The sequence below is a fragment of the Microbacterium pullorum genome, from assembly GCF_014836535.1.
Lineage (GTDB): Bacteria > Actinomycetota > Actinomycetes > Actinomycetales > Microbacteriaceae > Microbacterium > Microbacterium pullorum.
In genome coordinates this window covers 2,849-17,705 of record NZ_JACSQP010000001.1, presented here as the reverse complement: position 1 = coordinate 17,705, position 14,857 = coordinate 2,849, and the positions used below count along the sequence as shown (strand labels likewise).

At 71.4% G+C, this 14,857-nt stretch carries 12 protein-coding genes; 7 read left to right on the top strand and 5 right to left on the bottom strand.

The features are described from left to right. Positions 1-44: 44 nt before the first annotated feature. Complete coding sequence (locus tag H9651_RS00080; RefSeq protein ID WP_191717073.1) at positions 45-2,150, bottom strand: S9 family peptidase; 2,106 nt, start codon at positions 2,148-2,150, stop codon at positions 45-47. Positions 2,151-2,289: 139 nt separating this feature from the next. Between H9651_RS00080 and H9651_RS00075 the strand changes: the two genes are divergently transcribed. After that, positions 2,290-2,988 carry a DsbA family protein gene (locus H9651_RS00075; RefSeq protein WP_191717072.1) on the top strand — a complete coding sequence of 233 codons (699 nt, stop codon included), beginning with the start codon at positions 2,290-2,292 and terminating at the stop codon, positions 2,986-2,988. 69 nt (positions 2,989-3,057) lie between these two features. On the opposite strand, the gene H9651_RS00070 is transcribed toward H9651_RS00075, so the two are convergent. Then, entirely contained in the window at positions 3,058-5,151 is a 2,094-nt protein-coding gene (locus H9651_RS00070) for a glucose PTS transporter subunit IIA (protein ID WP_191717071.1), read from the bottom strand. 184 nt (positions 5,152-5,335) lie between these two features. Between H9651_RS00070 and H9651_RS00065 the strand changes: the two genes are divergently transcribed. The 4 genes from H9651_RS00065 to H9651_RS00050 all read left to right on the top strand — a co-directional run bounded on the left by H9651_RS00065 (position 5,336) and on the right by H9651_RS00050 (position 9,328). Continuing rightward, positions 5,336-6,079, top strand: coding sequence for an ABC transporter ATP-binding protein (locus tag H9651_RS00065; RefSeq protein ID WP_191717070.1), 744 nt, complete (start codon positions 5,336-5,338; stop codon positions 6,077-6,079). After that, complete coding sequence (locus H9651_RS00060; RefSeq protein ID WP_191717069.1) at positions 6,076-7,452, top strand: FtsX-like permease family protein; 1,377 nt, start codon at positions 6,076-6,078, stop codon at positions 7,450-7,452. Before H9651_RS00065 ends, H9651_RS00060 begins: the two co-directional genes overlap by 4 nt. Before the next feature lie 30 nt (positions 7,453-7,482). Further along, complete coding sequence (locus tag H9651_RS00055) at positions 7,483-7,794, top strand: hypothetical protein (protein WP_191717068.1); 312 nt, start codon at positions 7,483-7,485, stop codon at positions 7,792-7,794. A gap of 64 nt (positions 7,795-7,858) precedes the next feature. Further along, a complete protein-coding gene (locus H9651_RS00050; protein ID WP_191717067.1) occupies positions 7,859-9,328 on the top strand; it encodes a lipase maturation factor family protein in 1,470 nt (489 codons plus the stop codon). 160 nt (positions 9,329-9,488) lie between these two features. On the opposite strand, the gene H9651_RS00045 is transcribed toward H9651_RS00050, so the two are convergent. Then, positions 9,489-9,776, bottom strand: coding sequence for a GlsB/YeaQ/YmgE family stress response membrane protein (locus tag H9651_RS00045; protein ID WP_191717066.1), 288 nt, complete (start codon positions 9,774-9,776; stop codon positions 9,489-9,491). 141 nt (positions 9,777-9,917) lie between these two features. Between H9651_RS00045 and H9651_RS00040 the strand changes: the two genes are divergently transcribed. Both H9651_RS00040 and H9651_RS00035 read left to right on the top strand, forming a co-directional pair. Continuing rightward, on the top strand, positions 9,918-10,583 hold the full coding sequence (locus H9651_RS00040) for a response regulator transcription factor (protein WP_191717065.1): 666 nt from the start codon (positions 9,918-9,920) through the stop codon (positions 10,581-10,583). Between the two features lie 98 nt (positions 10,584-10,681). Next, a complete protein-coding gene (locus H9651_RS00035) occupies positions 10,682-12,409 on the top strand; it encodes an acyl-CoA dehydrogenase (protein ID WP_191717064.1) in 1,728 nt (575 codons plus the stop codon). Between the two features lie 21 nt (positions 12,410-12,430). Here H9651_RS00035 and glsA read toward each other — a convergent pair whose 3' ends face one another. Together glsA and H9651_RS00025 are read right to left on the bottom strand one after the other, a co-directional pair. Continuing rightward, a complete protein-coding gene (gene glsA / locus H9651_RS00030) occupies positions 12,431-13,396 on the bottom strand; it encodes a glutaminase A (protein ID WP_191717063.1) in 966 nt (321 codons plus the stop codon). Positions 13,397-13,452: 56 nt separating this feature from the next. Next, complete coding sequence (locus H9651_RS00025; RefSeq protein ID WP_191717062.1) at positions 13,453-14,691, bottom strand: MFS transporter; 1,239 nt, start codon at positions 14,689-14,691, stop codon at positions 13,453-13,455. Positions 14,692-14,857 lie beyond the last annotated feature (166 nt).

Sequence of the window (14,857 nt, the reverse complement as noted above, 5' to 3'; positions counted from 1 at the left end):
CCGCGCGGCTGCGACAGGGCGCTCGCCCCGCCGCAGCCCGCGGGTCAGCCGAGCCCGGCGGGACGGGTGGGCGCGTCGCCCCGCAGGTGCTCGCCGAGGAACGCGAACACGGTGTCGTACCAGACCACGGCGTGCTGGGGCTTGAGCACCCAGTGGTTCTCGTCGGGGAAGTACAGGAACCGGTGCTCGGTCGTGCCGTCGTCGTTGCCGTGGTGCTCCATGAGCTCGGCCCACAGCCGCAGGCTCTCGCCGATCGGCACTCGGTAGTCGCGGTCGCCGTGGATGACCAGCAGCGGCGTACGGATGTCGGCGACGGCCCGGTGGGGCGAATTCTCGAGCATCGCCTCCGGCGTGAAGATGCTCTGCCAGTACCCGGCGTGGTCGGTGGTGCCGGCGAACTGGTCGAGCGCCCAGAGGCTCGCGTGGGTCACGATCGCCCGGAACCGGTCGGTGTGCCCGGCCACCCAGTTGGCCATGTACCCGCCGAACGACCCGCCCATCGCGGCCGTGCGGGTCTCGTCGATGTCGGGACGGGCCTCGACGACATCCGTGATCGACATGAGGTCGGTGAACGGCGCCGCACCCCAGCTGTTCCAGCCGCGCGCGATGAAGTCCAGGCCGTACCCGGTGGACAGCGCCGGGTCGGGCAGCAGCACGGCATAGCCGCGGGCGACGGCGAGGTTCGGGTTCCAGCGCCAGCTCCACGCGTTCCAGCTGTTGAGCGGGCCGCCGTGGATCCACAGCAGCAGCGGCGCCGGGGTCTCGGCCGCGGCGCCCTGGGGCAGCAGCAGCCAGCCGCGCACGCGCGCGCCGTCGGCCGCGGTGGTCTCCACCTCGGTGATCGTGCCGGGCACCTCGGGCGCCGGCGCGGGGGTGGCGAGCACGGTGACCGCACCGTCGCGCGCGATGCGCACCGGGTGGGGCGCGGCGATCCACGATGAGCGCAGCGCCACGAGGTCGCCGGTGCGGCGGTCGACGTGCACATCGGTGTAGGTGAAGTCGTCGTGGGTGATCTGGTCGACAGCGCCGTCGTCCAGGCCGATGCGGAACACCGGCCCCCGCCCGTCGGAGTCGGCGGTGACGATGAGCGCACGGTCGTCGTGGTCGAACTGGATGCCACTCGGCCACCGGTCCCACTCGGCGGCGATGCGCCGCGGCGACGAGCCGTCGATGCTGCTCACCCACAGCTCCTGCGCGGTCGGGGCGGCCGGCGTCGATTTCACCGACCGCACATAGGCGAGCGTGGTCCCGTCGTGGCTGATCGCGGGGGCGGTGAGGTCGACGCCCGACTCGTCGCGCAGCACCGTGTGCGCGCCGGTGGCGACGTCGATCGACACCAGGCGGTAGCGACCGTCGAGGCCGGTGGACACCAGCAGGGCGGCCACGAGTGTCGTGCCGTCGGGGGTGAGGGCGGTGCCGGCGTTCTCGCCGGTGCGTCCGGGGTGCGGGGTGAGGTCGCGGGGGCGCGGCAGGCTGGCCGGGTAGGGCTCGGGTCGGTCGGCATCCGCGCCGAGGTCGTCGGCCCCCTCGGCAGCCGCTTCTTCGTCGGCGACGGCGGCGAGGGTGTCGTCGAGACCGTCGAGGTCGAGCGACAGCAGGTGCGGTTCGTCGGGACCCAGGTCGTGGTCCCAGTGCCGCACCGGGTAGGTGTCGTGGAGGATGGCCGACACCTTGCGCTTGGTGCGCTCGGCACGCAGACGCGCGTCGTCTTCGAGGGTCTCGGCCGAGGGAAGCAGGCCCGCGGCGAGCACGAGGCGCTCGGCGGCTTCGGCCACCCCGGCGATGCCGGACACGCCACCGGCCAGCCGCGTCACCGGGCGCGCTTCGCCGCCCGCGGCGGGCAGCAGCCACAGCTGACCGGCGTCCTCGCCGTCGGCTGCCTCGACATCGGGACGGGCGGAGACGAACAGCAGGTCACCACTGGGAAGGAACGCCGCACCCGCCTCGCCCTTGGCCGACCGTGTGAGCCGGCGCGGGGTGCCGTCGCCGGTGGCGGGCACCTCCCACAGCGAGCGCTCGTAGCCGGTGGCATCCTTCGTGAGGGTCGCGACGGTCAGCACCGCCCGTGCGCCGTCCGGAGCCACTGCCACCGCCTCCACGCGAGGCAGGGCGATGTAGTCGTCGAGGGCGTCGAAGGGAGTCGTGACCATGCCTTCCAGGCTATCGCCGCCTGCGTTCCCGCCCCCGTTCGTAGGGAACGTACATGTGGTCTGACCATAGCGGGGGGATGCGTCGTGCCTCTTCTACGATGAACGTGCACGGGCGCCGCCGACCCGGTAACAACGAAGCATGAACCGTCAGCGACTCCTCCCCCTCGCCGTAGTCGCGGCGGCGCTGGTCGCCCTCTCCGGCTGCAGTGCGGCCGGAGACGAGGCGAGCGCCGGCGGGGGCGCGTCCCCCACCTCGTCCCCCGCGTCCTTGCCGGTGGACGAGGGACTCGTCACGGGCGACGGCGCGGTCAGCGTGGAGCTGTGGACCGACCTCTCCTGCCCGTACTGCGCAGTGCTCGAGGAGACCACCGGGGACGACCTCGAAGCCTGGGTGGCCGACGGCACGATCACGCTGGCGCTGCACCCGATGAATTACGTCAGCGCCAAGCGCGGCGACACCACCGACTACTCCACACGCGCGGCCAACCTCCTCGCCCTCACCGCCCAGGCCGGTGAGACCGATGCGCTGCTGCCGCTGTACGCCCTGCTGCAGGCCAACCAGGTGGATGCCGCCGGAGCACCGACCGACGCAGATCTGCTGGCCTACGCTGCCGAGGCGGGCGTCGCCGCCGACCTCACCGCGGGAGTCGAAGGACGAACGATGGCCGAATGGGTGCAGGAGAGCAACGACCGCTGGGTCGGCACCGTCGTCGGCAGCGACACCCCGGTCGACCACGTGCCGCTGCTCGTCGTCGACGGCGAGACGTTCGAGATCCGCGGTGACGGGTCGGATGCCGCGCGCCTCCGTGAGGCCGTGGCGGCGGCCGCCGCCGAGTGACCCCGGCGGCGCGGCACGAGCCCGACGTGCCGCGCCGCCGTGTCGGCTCCGGTCGAGGGTGAGCCCGCGTCAGTCGGCCGCTTTCGTCTCGACCGACAGCAGCGGCGCGCCGGCCGTCGTCGGGCCGAGCTCGATCGGGTCGACCGCGTCGAACTGGTCGGCGTTGAGCACGATCACCGGGGTGATGAGCGGGTAGCCCGCCTTCTCGATGACCGCGCGGTCGAACGTCACCAGGGGCGTTCCGACCTCAATGCGGTCGCCGTTGTGCACCTTGACATCGAACCCCTCGCCCTTCAGGTTCACGGTGTCGATGCCGACGTGGATGAGCAGCTCGATGCCGCCGTCGAGCACCAGCCCGAAGGCGTGCCCGGTGGGCTGGGCGGCAGCGACCGTGCCTGCGCCGGGCGCGTAGACGGTGTCACCGCTCGGCTCGATCGCGACGCCTGGGCCCATCGTGCCGCCGGCGAACACCGGGTCGGGCACGTCCGAGAGCGGCACCGCCCTGCCGTCCAGTGGCGACATGATCTGCAGCGCCGCCCCCACGTTGGGCGCGTTGCCGGCATCGGCGGTGGCCGTCGCCGTCGTGGGTCTGACGGCCGTCGCCGTCGCCGCCCCGCCGACCGCGGCCCCCGCGGTCGCCGCGGCAGGTGCACCCGACCCAGCCGTCGGCGCGGCGACCGTGCCGCTGTCGCCGACCGCGGCCGCCTCTTCGGCGGTGGGCTTCGGCTTGTAGCCGAAGATCAGCACGAGCGTCATCGAGGTGATGAACGCCGCCGCCACCGCGATGCCGTACAGCGCCAGCGGCTGGAACGCCGGGATGGTCAGCAACGAGGTGAACACGAACGCCTCGGTGCGGACGCCCCCGCCGATGCCGATGATGAGGCCGCCGACGAAGCAGCCCACGAGCATGCGTGGATAGATCCGCTTGAAACGCAGATGGATGCCGTACAGCGACGGTTCCGAGATGCCGCCGAGCAGCCCCGCCGCGAGGGCACCGGTCGCCGTCTGCTTCATCGCCTGGTCGCGCTCACGCCACGCCAGCACCAGCACCGCGGCCGTGGCGCCGAAGCAGGCGAAGTTCCAGGCCCCCATGGGGCCCTGGATGAAGTCGTAGCCGAGGGTCTGGATGTTCAGCAGCATGATCGCGTTGATCGGCCAGTGCAGCCCCAGCGGCACCATGAACGGGTAGGCCAGCGGAATGATGATGGCGAAGATGAACGGCGAGAAGTCGTTGATCGAGCTCAGCAGGTTCGCCAGCCCCGCACCTGCGTAGACGCCGATGGGGCCGATGAGGAAGGCCGTGAGCGGGATCATGATGAGCATCGCCAGGAACGGCACGAAGATCAGGTGCAGGTTCGTGGGGATGATCTTCTTCAGGCCCTTCCACAGCGGCCCGAGCACGGCGGCCATGAGCAGCGGCGGGAACACCTGCGAGCTGTAGTCGAAGATCGTCAGCGGAATGCCGAAGACCGGCACGGTCGTGATGTCGGAGCCCAAGAAGACGATCTGCTGCGCCGTGGCATCCTGCCCCAGCGCCATGAAGCCCGGGAGCATGACCACCGCCATGATCGCGAAGCCCACCCAGGGGTCGGCGCCGATCTTCTGCGAGGCGTTGTAGGCCACCATGAGCGGCAGGAAGATGAACACGCACTGCCACATGAGGTTGATGAACGCCCACGACGGCTCGAGCACGACGCCCGGTGCGTTCCACGAGGGGATGACACCGAGGGTCGCCATGAGCGCCATGAAGGTGATGAACAGCGACGCACCCAGCAGTGCACCCAGGATCGGGCGGAAAGAGTCCGAGAGGAACTCGAACAGGGTGTCGAGCCACGCGACCTTGCCGCGAGGCCCCTTGGCACGCTCGCGCGCCTTGATCGCGGCGGCGTCGTCGACGTCGCCCTCTTCGTCACCGGTCATGGTGGGCAGCGCCATGATCTCGTTGTAGACCGTCTGCACGCCACCGCCGATCACGACCTGGAAGCGATCGCCCGCCTGGGGCACCGCCCCCATGACGCCGGGGAGCGACTCGATGCCGCTCTGGTCGACGAGGTCGCCGTCGCGCAACTGGAATCGCAGCCGCGTGGCGCAGTGCGTGAGGCTCTCGATGTTGCCGGGTCCGCCGACTTTCTCGACGATCTCGGCTGCGGGGCTGTCAGGCATGGGCGCTGCTCCCTTCACGGGGATGAGCCTGCCGACCGGGCTCGGTCGCGAGGAGACCAGGTCCATCGCGGGCGACTTTAGCCCGGGAACGGCCGCGGGTCGAGGGGTTGCGAATCATCCCCGAGTGGGATGCGGCATCCCTCTTCAGGCCGACGACCACAGAGGGGCGCAAGCGAAGACTGGCATGGTGAACAACACATCTGCCCCTCCTGCCCTGACCACCACCGGTCTCATCAAGCGCTACGGCCCGCTCACCGCACTGGCCGGCGTCGACGTCACCATCGCGCGCGGCGAATCCGTCGCGGTGATGGGCGCATCCGGCTCCGGCAAGACGACGCTGCTGCACTGCCTCGCGGCGATCCTCTCCCCCGACGCCGGCTCCGTGCGCCTCACCGTGCCCGGTGCGGCGGTGCTGGAACTGGTCGGCATGAGCGAATCGGAGCGTTCGGCTGTGCGCCGCTCGCACGTCGGGTTCGTCTTCCAGGAGCATCTGCTGCTGCCCGAGCTCACCGCCATCGAGAACGCCGCGCTGCCGCTGATCGTCACCGGGCTCCCGCGAAAGCAGGCCGAGGCACACGCCGCCGGCTGGCTGGACGCGCTCGGACTGGCCGGCATGGCGGACCGCCGCATCGGCCAACTCTCGGGCGGGCAGGCCCAGCGCGTCGCCATCGCCCGCGCGCAGACGACCGGAGCCCCGGTGGTGTTCGCCGATGAGCCGACCGGAGCCCTCGATTCGACCACCTCGGCCGAGGTGATGGGCGCTCTGCTGCACGCCACGACCGGGCAGGGTCGCAGCCTCGTCGTCGTCACCCACGACCCCGGCGTCGCCGCGCGCTGCGACCGCGTGCTGCACATGCGCGACGGCCGCATCGTGGGCGAAGCCGCCGGCACCGCGTCCACCGCCGCCGCGAGCGGAGCCGGACGATGACCGCCGCGCTGGTGGGCGCCCCCACGACGCCGCCGCGTGGTTCGGTGGGCTCGTTCGGGCGCATCGTGACGCTCACGACCCTGATGGCCCGCCCGTCGCGACAGGGCCGGGCGGCACTGCTGCTGCCGGTCGTCGCCTTCGCCGTCACGACGGCGCTGCTGCTGGTGGTCGTCGGCGGCACCGTGATGTTCCACACCGACCCCCGCGTGGCGGGCGACCCGCTCTACCCGATGCTGAGCCTGCTGGCCCTCGTGCTGCTGGCCGTGCCGGTGTTCACGCTGGGCGCTGCCGCTGCCCGCCTGTCGAGCCGGCGCCGCAACGACCGGCTGGCGACCCTGCGACTGCTGGGGGCGACCAGCACCGAGGTGTCGGCGATGACCGTCGCCGAAGCCGCGCTCACGGCCTTCGCCGGAGCCCTCGTCGGCGTCGTGCTGTACCTCGTGCTGCTGCCGTTGGTGGGGCTGCTGCCCTTCTTCGGCGGACCGGTCGGTATCGCCGCGGTGTGGGCGGGACTGCCGGCGCTCGGCTGGGCCGTCGTGGGTGTGACTGCGCTGGCCACCACGAGCGCCGCGCTGAGTCTGCGCGCCGTGCGGCTGGGTCCCCTCGGCGTGCGCCGGCGGACGGATGCCGCACCGCGCCGGATCGTCGTGCTCGTGGGGGGACTCGTGGCGCTGGTCGCGCTCATCGCCGCGGCGGCGAGCTTCGGCACCCTCAGCGACACGCTGGGCGTCATGATCCTCATCGGCATGTTCGCCGGTGCGATGGGGCTGATCAACGTCATCGGCGCCCCCATCGTCGCCGCGCACGGCCGCCGCATGGCGCGCCGCGCGACCTCGGCGGCGACCCTCATCGCCGGTCGCGAGCTGGCCGCCCACGCACCGCAGGCGTGGCGGCGGGTCTCGGGCATCGCGATGATCGCGTTCATCGCCGTCGTCGCCGGCGGCGGGATGGGGCTGCTCGAGTCCGTCGGCGAGAACGAGCAGGGGACACTCCTCTCCGACATCCGCGTCGGCGTGCTGGTGACCCTGGGTGCGGCGTTCGTGCTGCTGGCCTGCTCGGTCGGCGTCACGCAGGCGGCATCGGTGCTCGAAGACCGCGAGCTCATCGTGGGTCTGGACCGCCTGGGCATGCCCGAGGATCAGCTGCGCCGGTCGCGCAGCCTGGCCGTCATGGTGCCGCTGCGCTGGGCTGCGTTGGGCGGTGCCGCCGTCGGCGCGGCGCTGAGCGTGCCGATCGTGGGGGCCTCCGGCATGCTCGCGCCGGTACCGATCATCGTCGTGGCGCTGACCTTCGTCGCCGGCTTCGCCGCGGTGGCCGGGGCAATGGCCGCCACCGAGCCGCTCGCCCGCTCGGTGCGCCGCAGCGCGGCGTGAGGGCGGCGTCGGGCGTGGTTCGATGGAGAGATGACCGATTCCCCCGTCTCGATGTCGCTCACGCTCGACGGCGTCGCGGTGCTGTCGCCGGCCGCCCTGCAGGCGCTGTACCGCATCAACGGCCGATCCACGGTGGAGATGCGGTTGGCAGTGGCAGCCGGCGAACCGCTCTACACCGCTGAACTGTTCGGCGCCGACCACCTGCAGGTCGTGCCGCGACTGGAGAAGACCGCCGCGTACCTGCTCGAGCACGGGGTGCCGTTCCGCGTCTTCGAGAACGCCGACGGCGAGCGCGAGGAGATCTCGCTCGAGGTGATGCGGAGCATCCTCGGCGAAGCCTGACCGACAGCACACGGCGCACGCAACCCCGTGCGCCGTCACGGGCGACGGGCCTACCGTGTCGTGCATGCAGGGTTTCGCTGCTGTCGACTACGAGTTCGCCCGGCAGGTGCTGCAGCGCGGCATCGCGGCGCTGTACGCGATCGCTTTCCTGTCGACGCTCAACCAGTTCCGCGCCCTGCTGGGCGAGCGGGGGCTGCTGCCCGCCCCCGAGCTGCTCTCGTGGGTCGCGACGTCGGCTCGGCGCTCGCGCCTGCTGGGTCCGACGCTCTTCCGCCGTGTGGGCTACACCGACCGGCGGCTGACGGCGCTGTGCGTCGCGGGTCTCATCGTGAGCGCGGCGCTCGTCGCCGGCATCCCGCAGCTCGGGCCACCGTGGGTGCCGATGGTGTGCTTCCTGCTGCTGTGGCTGGGCTACATGTCGGTAGTCAGCATCGGGCAGACCTTCTATGGATTCGGGTGGGAGATGCTGCTGCTCGAGGCCGGGTTCCTCGCGGCGTTCCTCGGGTCGAACGACCAGCCACCGCCCACCGTGGTGATCGTGCTGCTGTGGTGGCTGCTGTTCCGGCTGGAGTTCGGCGCCGGCATGATCAAGATCCGCGGTGGGCGCGAGTGGCGCGACCTGTCCGCACTCACCTTCCACCATGAGACGCAGCCCATGCCGGGGCCTCTCAGCCGTCAGGCACACCTGTTGCCGCGGTGGTTCCACGAGATCGAGGTGATCGGCAACCACCTCGCTCAGCTCGTGGTGCCCTGGTTGCTGTTCGCGCCGCTTCTCGGGCTCTGGATCCCCGGGCCCGTGCCGGCGCTGGTCGGCACGGCGGCGGCGGCCATCGTCATCGCGACGCAGCTGTGGCTCGTGCTCACCGGCAACTTCGCCTGGCTCAACTGGGCGACGATCGTGCTGGCGTTCGCAGCGGTGTCGCTTCCCGGGTCGGGGGCCGCGGTGGCATCCGACCCGCCCTGGATGATCGACGGTCTGCCGCTGTACTGGCTCGCGATCACCTGCGGCGTGGGGCTGCTGTACCTCGTCATCAGCCGGCCCGCGCTGCAGAACCTCTTCGCCCACCGGCAGCTGATGAACGCGAGCTTCAATCGGTGGCAGCTCGCCAACGCATACGGCGCGTTCGGCACCGTCACCCGCGAGCGCATCGAGTACGTGATCGAGGCGACGATGGATGCCGACCCCGACGACGCCACCTGGCGGGAGTATGACTTCAAGGGCAAGCCGGGCGACGTCCGGCGGGTGCCACGGCAGTGGGCGCCGTACCACCTGCGGCTGGACTGGCTGATGTGGTTCCTGCCGCTGGGGCGGTCACTGGAGGGCTGGTTCACCACGCTGCTGGTGCGGCTGCTCGAAGCGGATGCCGCGACGCTCGCGCTGCTGCGCGCGGCGCCGTTCGGTCGCGAGCACCCGAGATGGGTGCGGGTGGTGTCGTACCACTACCGGTTCGCGACCCACGCGGAGTACCGCCGCGATCGGGTGCGCTGGGTGCGCGACCGGCGCCGGGTGCTGGTGCGGCCGATCGGGCGGTAGCGGCATCCGCCCCTCGCCTGCCCTCCCCAGAGCAGGCGATCTCCCCACAACAGGACCCCTCCGGCCGAAACGTCCTGCGGCGGGGAGATCTCCTGCTGTCGGAACACCGGCGGATGCCGCGCAGGGCCGCGTGTCCGCGCGGCCCTGCGGGACCGTCAGCTCAGGAGCGACGGCGCGAAGTGGTGCTGCGACCGGCGACCATCACGTAGACCAGCAGCGCGATGATCGCACCGATGATGGAGCCGATGATGCCGGCGGGCTGGAAGAAGCCGTCGGCCGCGTCCTGCCCGAAGAGCAGGAAGCCGAGGAACCCGCCGACGAACGAGCCGACGATGCCGAGGACGATGGTCATGAGCAGGCTCATGTCCTGCTTGCCGGGGACGACCGCCCGGGCGATGAATCCGGCGATGAGGCCGATGACGATGACGCTGATGATGAGACCGAGCATGATTGCTCCTCTTCTGTGACGCCCGAGGGCGTGTCGTGTCGGGCACCGTGCGGTACTCGGGATGCCGCAGTTCGCGACATCACTTCACTTCACCACCCCTCAGGGTGTGGCGGCACACCCCTGGGGGTGAAAAGCTCAGGTATGGCCTCGTCCCCGAAACCCATCACGGTCGCCCTCGTCGATGACTACGACGTGGTGTTGAAGGGGCTGGCGCACCTCTTCGACGATTACCGCGACCGCATCCTCATCGCCGAGATCGATGCGAACCAGGGCGTGAGCGATGAGGTGGACGTCGTGCTGTACGACTCCTTCGCGCAACCGGAGTCGGATCACCACGAGATCTCCGAGCTCATCAGGAATCCACGAGCCCGACGCGTCGTGATGTACACCTGGAACTTCCACCCCGATCTCATCGCCTCGGCCCGTGAGCAGGGCGTGCACGGGTACCTCTCGAAGACCTTGCCCGCGGCGCAGCTGGTCGCCGCGATCGAGGCGGTCCACGCGGGCGAGCTGGTCATCAGCGACCAGGCGCGCCGAGCGCCCAGTGCGCCGGGCCTGGAGTGGCCCGGGCGCCTGGAGGGCATCACCGATCGTGAGTCCGAGATCCTCGCCCTCATCACCCAGGGCAAGAGCAACGCCGAGGTCGCCCGCCTCACCTATCTCAGCCCGAACACGGTGAAGTCCTACATCCGGTCGGTCTACCGCAAGATCGGCGCCACGAGCCGCACCCAGGCCGTGCTCTACGGTGTGCGGCACGGCTTCACACCCGACACGCACCGCATCGAGCACTGGATGGGTGGGCCGTGACGCGCACGCCGCACTCGACGTGCACTCCGGGCGCAAGTGGAACCCAGTCCCGCATAGACTGAACCTCAGTCCCACTTCCTCGAGCACAGGAGTCCGTCATGGCTGACGCATCCGCATACACGCCGCCCGTCGAGGACTACGCGTTCCTCTTCACCGACGCGTTCGGGCAGGACCTCGTCGCGCGCGCCACCGGGGGCGAGCTCACCGCTGAGGACGCCACCGACATCATCGCGGGGGCGGGCGAGTTCGCCGCCTCCGTCATCGCTCCGCTCGAAGCGGTCGGCGACCGCGTCGGCGCGCGCCTCGACGACGGTCAGGTGCGCCTGCCCGACGGGTTCGCCGAGGCGTACCGTGCGTTCGTCGAGGCGGGCTGGGTCACCGCCGAGGCACCCGTCTCCGCCGGCGGCGACGGCCTTCCCGGCGCCGTTCGCGCGGGTCTGGGCGAGATCTGGAACGCCTCGAACGCCGCCTTCGCGCTCTGCTGGCTGCTGACGGCCGGCGAGATCCACGCCCTGGATGCCGCGGCATCCGATGAGATCCGTGAGACGTACCTCACCAAGCTCGTCTCCGGCGAGTGGACCGGCACGATGAACCTCACCGAGCCGGCCGCCGGCACCGACCTCGGCGCCATCCGCACCATGGCGACGCCACGCGACGACGGCAGCTGGGCGATCCGCGGCCAGAAGATCTTCATCACGTGGGGCGACCACGACATCGCCGAGAACATCGTGCACCTCGTGCTCGCCCGCACCCCCGGCGCCCCCGACGGCGCGAAGGGGCTCTCGCTGTTCGTCGCCCCCAAGGTGCTCGTGAACGACGACGGATCGCTCGGCGACCGCAACGCCATCACCACCGTCGCGATCGAGCACAAGCTCGGCATCCACGGCAGCCCCACCTGCGTGCTCGCCTACGAGGATGCCACCGGCTACCTCGTCGGCGAGGTCGGCGGGGGCCTGGCGGGGATGTTCATCATGATGAACTCCGCCCGCGCGGGCATGGGGTTCCAGGCGACGGGCATCGCCGACCGCGCCTACCAGCAGGCCGCGGCGTACGCGGCCGATCGCCTGCAGGGCGGTGTGCTGGAGCGCCCGGCCGGCACTCCCATCGCCGAGCACCCCGACGTGCGGCGCCTGCTGCTGTCGATGTCGAGCAAGATCTTCGCGATGCGCGCCCTCGGCGTCTACGTCGGCGACCTGCTCGACCGGGCCGACACCGATGACTTCCTGGTGAAGCTGGCGGACTTCTTCGTGCCCATCCTCAAGGGCTGGACGACCGAAGACGCCATCGCTGTGACGAGCGATGCCATCCAGGTGCAGGGCGGCATGGGCTTCATCGAGGAGACCGGCGCCGCGCAGCACTACCGCGACGTGCGCATCACCACGATCTACGAGGGCACGACCGCCATCCAGTCCAACGACCTCGTCGGCCGCAAGGTGCTGCGCGACGGCGGCGCGACCGTGTCGGAGCTGTTCGAGCGCATCGACGAGACTGTGACTCAGCTGCGCGGCTTCGACCACCCTGTCGCGGGGCGCACCGCCGAGCGGCTCGAGCGGGCGCTCGCGGCATCCCGCCGCGCGACCGCCGACCTGCTCGGCTTCGCCGCCTCGCCGCGCGACGTCTACGCGGTGAGCGTGCCGTACCTCATGCTGCTCGGCACCCTCGCCGGCGGCTGGATGCACGCTCTCGCCGCTGCCGCGGTGCTCGCGCACGAGACACCGAGCGAGACGGATGCCGCACGGCTCGTCTCCGCGGACTTCTACGGCGCCCACCACCTCCCCCGCGTGCACGCGCTGGCCGAGACGGTGGCCGGCGGCGAGATCGACTGACGGCGGCCGGCCTGGCCGCGCTCAGCCCGTCGACACGGGCGCGCCCAGCCCGTCTTCGGGGTCGCCGAACACGTGCAGACCCAGGTCGTCGCTGAGTCGCCGGCTCGCCGCGTGGCCGCGCACGCTCGTGCCGTACTCGTCGAGCGGCGGGCTCACCACCGCCGCTCCGAGCCGGCCGGGAACCGCCATCACGATGGCACCCGAGACGCTCGACTTCGCGGGGATCCCGACCGAGCGCATCCACCTGCCGGAGCCGTCGTAGACCCCGCAGGTCGCCATGACCGACACGACGTCGCGGGCCACGTCCGGCGGCACCACCTGCTCGCCGGTGACGGGGTTGCGCCCGCCCAGGGCGAGCGTCGCGCCCATCACGGCGAGCGCCTCGACGTCGACCAGCACGGCGCAGGCGCGGGCGTACACGGCGACGGCGTCGTCGGCGCTGACCTCGAGCGCGCCCTCCGCCCGCATGAGGTGGGCCAGGGCGTGGTTGCGGTCGCCGAGCAGGTGCTCGTCGCGGGCCACGTGCTCGTCGACCTCGAGGGCGCGACCGGCGAAGGCGGAGAGCCCCGCGAGGATGCGCGCGTCGCGCGCCGCGACGTCGTCGCCCGAGACGAGGGCCGCGGTCAGCAGCGCGCCGGCGTTGACCATCGGGTTCGGCGGCCGGCCGGTGCCGCTTTCGAGCTTGATCGCGTCGAACGCCTCACCCGTCGGCTCGATGCCGATGCGGTCCAGGGCTTCCCCCTGGGTGTCGAGCAGGGCGAGGGCGAACAGAAACGGCTTCACCGCCGACTGCACGCTGAAACGCACGTCTGCGTGGACGCTCGAGCGCACGGTGCCGTCGGGGAGCGCGAGTGCCAGGGCACAGAAGTCGGGGTCGGCCGAGGCGAGCTGCGGGATGCTGTCGTCGACCTCACCGCCGTGCTCGGCGAGCACATCCTCGCGCAGCCGATCGAGGTCGTAGGTGCGCGGGTCGGATCGACGGCTCATTCCCCTACCCTGACACGCGCGTGGCGGGCTGGCACCGCGGCGAGGCGACCGTCCGGTCAGCTCACCGACGGCGCGACGCGGCTGCGCCGGTCGACGAGCCGGTTGAGCCGCTCCGACATGACGAGGCCGAGGACCACCAGGATGCCGAGGAACACCGGGAACAGCCACATCCCGACCCACGCCGAGAGCACGCCGAACAGCGGTGGTGCGAGGGTCGAGCCGGTGTAGGCCGCCGCCATCTGGATGCCGATGATGGCCTGCGAGTTGCGCCGGCCGAAGTTGCCCGGGGTGGAGTGGATGATCGCCGGGTAGATCGGTGCGCACCCGAACCCCGCGATCACGAGACCGGCGAGGGCGACCACGTCGGTCTGCAGGGGCAGGGCCAGCAGCACGGCGCCGAGCGCGACCGTGGCGAACCCGCCCCGGATGAGGAGCCGGTCCCCCACCCGGTCGGCGAAGATGCCGGCGAGGAACCGGCCGCCGGTGATGCCCAGGAGAAACAGCGACGCGAAGGCGGCCGCGGTCGCCGCCGGCACGTCGCGGTCGGTGACGAGCCACGTCGACGCCCACAGCAGCGCGGTGCTCTCCAGCGCGCAGTAGGCGAAGAAGGCGGCCAGAATCAGCGTGACTCCGGGAATGCGCAGCGCCTGGGCGAGCGGGACGTGCGCGCGACCTCGCCCGGATGCCTCGGCGGCATGCGCCTGCGCCTCATCGGGCTCGAGGTCGTGGCCGCCCGGCACGACGGGGTTGACTCTGCCCCAGAGCGGAAGGCTCACCAGCAGCACGAACGTGAGGGCGACCTGTGCGACGCCGACGATGAGGTAGGCGCTGGACCAGCCGAGGCCCGAGGTGAGGGCGTAGCTCATGATGAACGGGCTGATCGACGCCCCCAGGCCCCAGAAGCTGTGCAGCCAGTTCATGTGACGCGCCGCGTAGTGCAGCGCCACGTAGTTGTTGAGTGCCGCGTCGACCGCACCGGCACCGAGCCCGTAGGGGATGGCCCAGAGGCACAGCATCCAGAACGAGCCGGAGAACGAGAAGCCCACGAGGGCGGCGGCGGTCATCCCCACGCTGACCGCGGTGACCACTCCCGCCCCGAACCGGCGCGTGACGCGCTCCGAGGCGAGGCTCGACAGGATCGTGCCGCCCGCGATGACCATGGTGATGATGCCCGCGTAGGCGAGGGGGACGCCGAGGTCCTGGTGCATGACGGGCCAGCCGGCGCCGACGAGCGAATCCGGCAGGCCGAGGCTGACGAAAGCGACGTAGATGATCGTGAGGAGCAGGGAGTACACGGGGTGCCGGCGGGCCTTTCGAGGGGAGCTTCGGGCGCGCCGGATCGGGTGGCCGCGCGCGCACCGTTACGACAGTACACAGCATCGGGGTGCCGTCGACCCGGCCTCTGACACCGCCTCTCCGACATGCGACAGCGCCGTGGGGGGGGGGGGGGGGGGGGGGGCG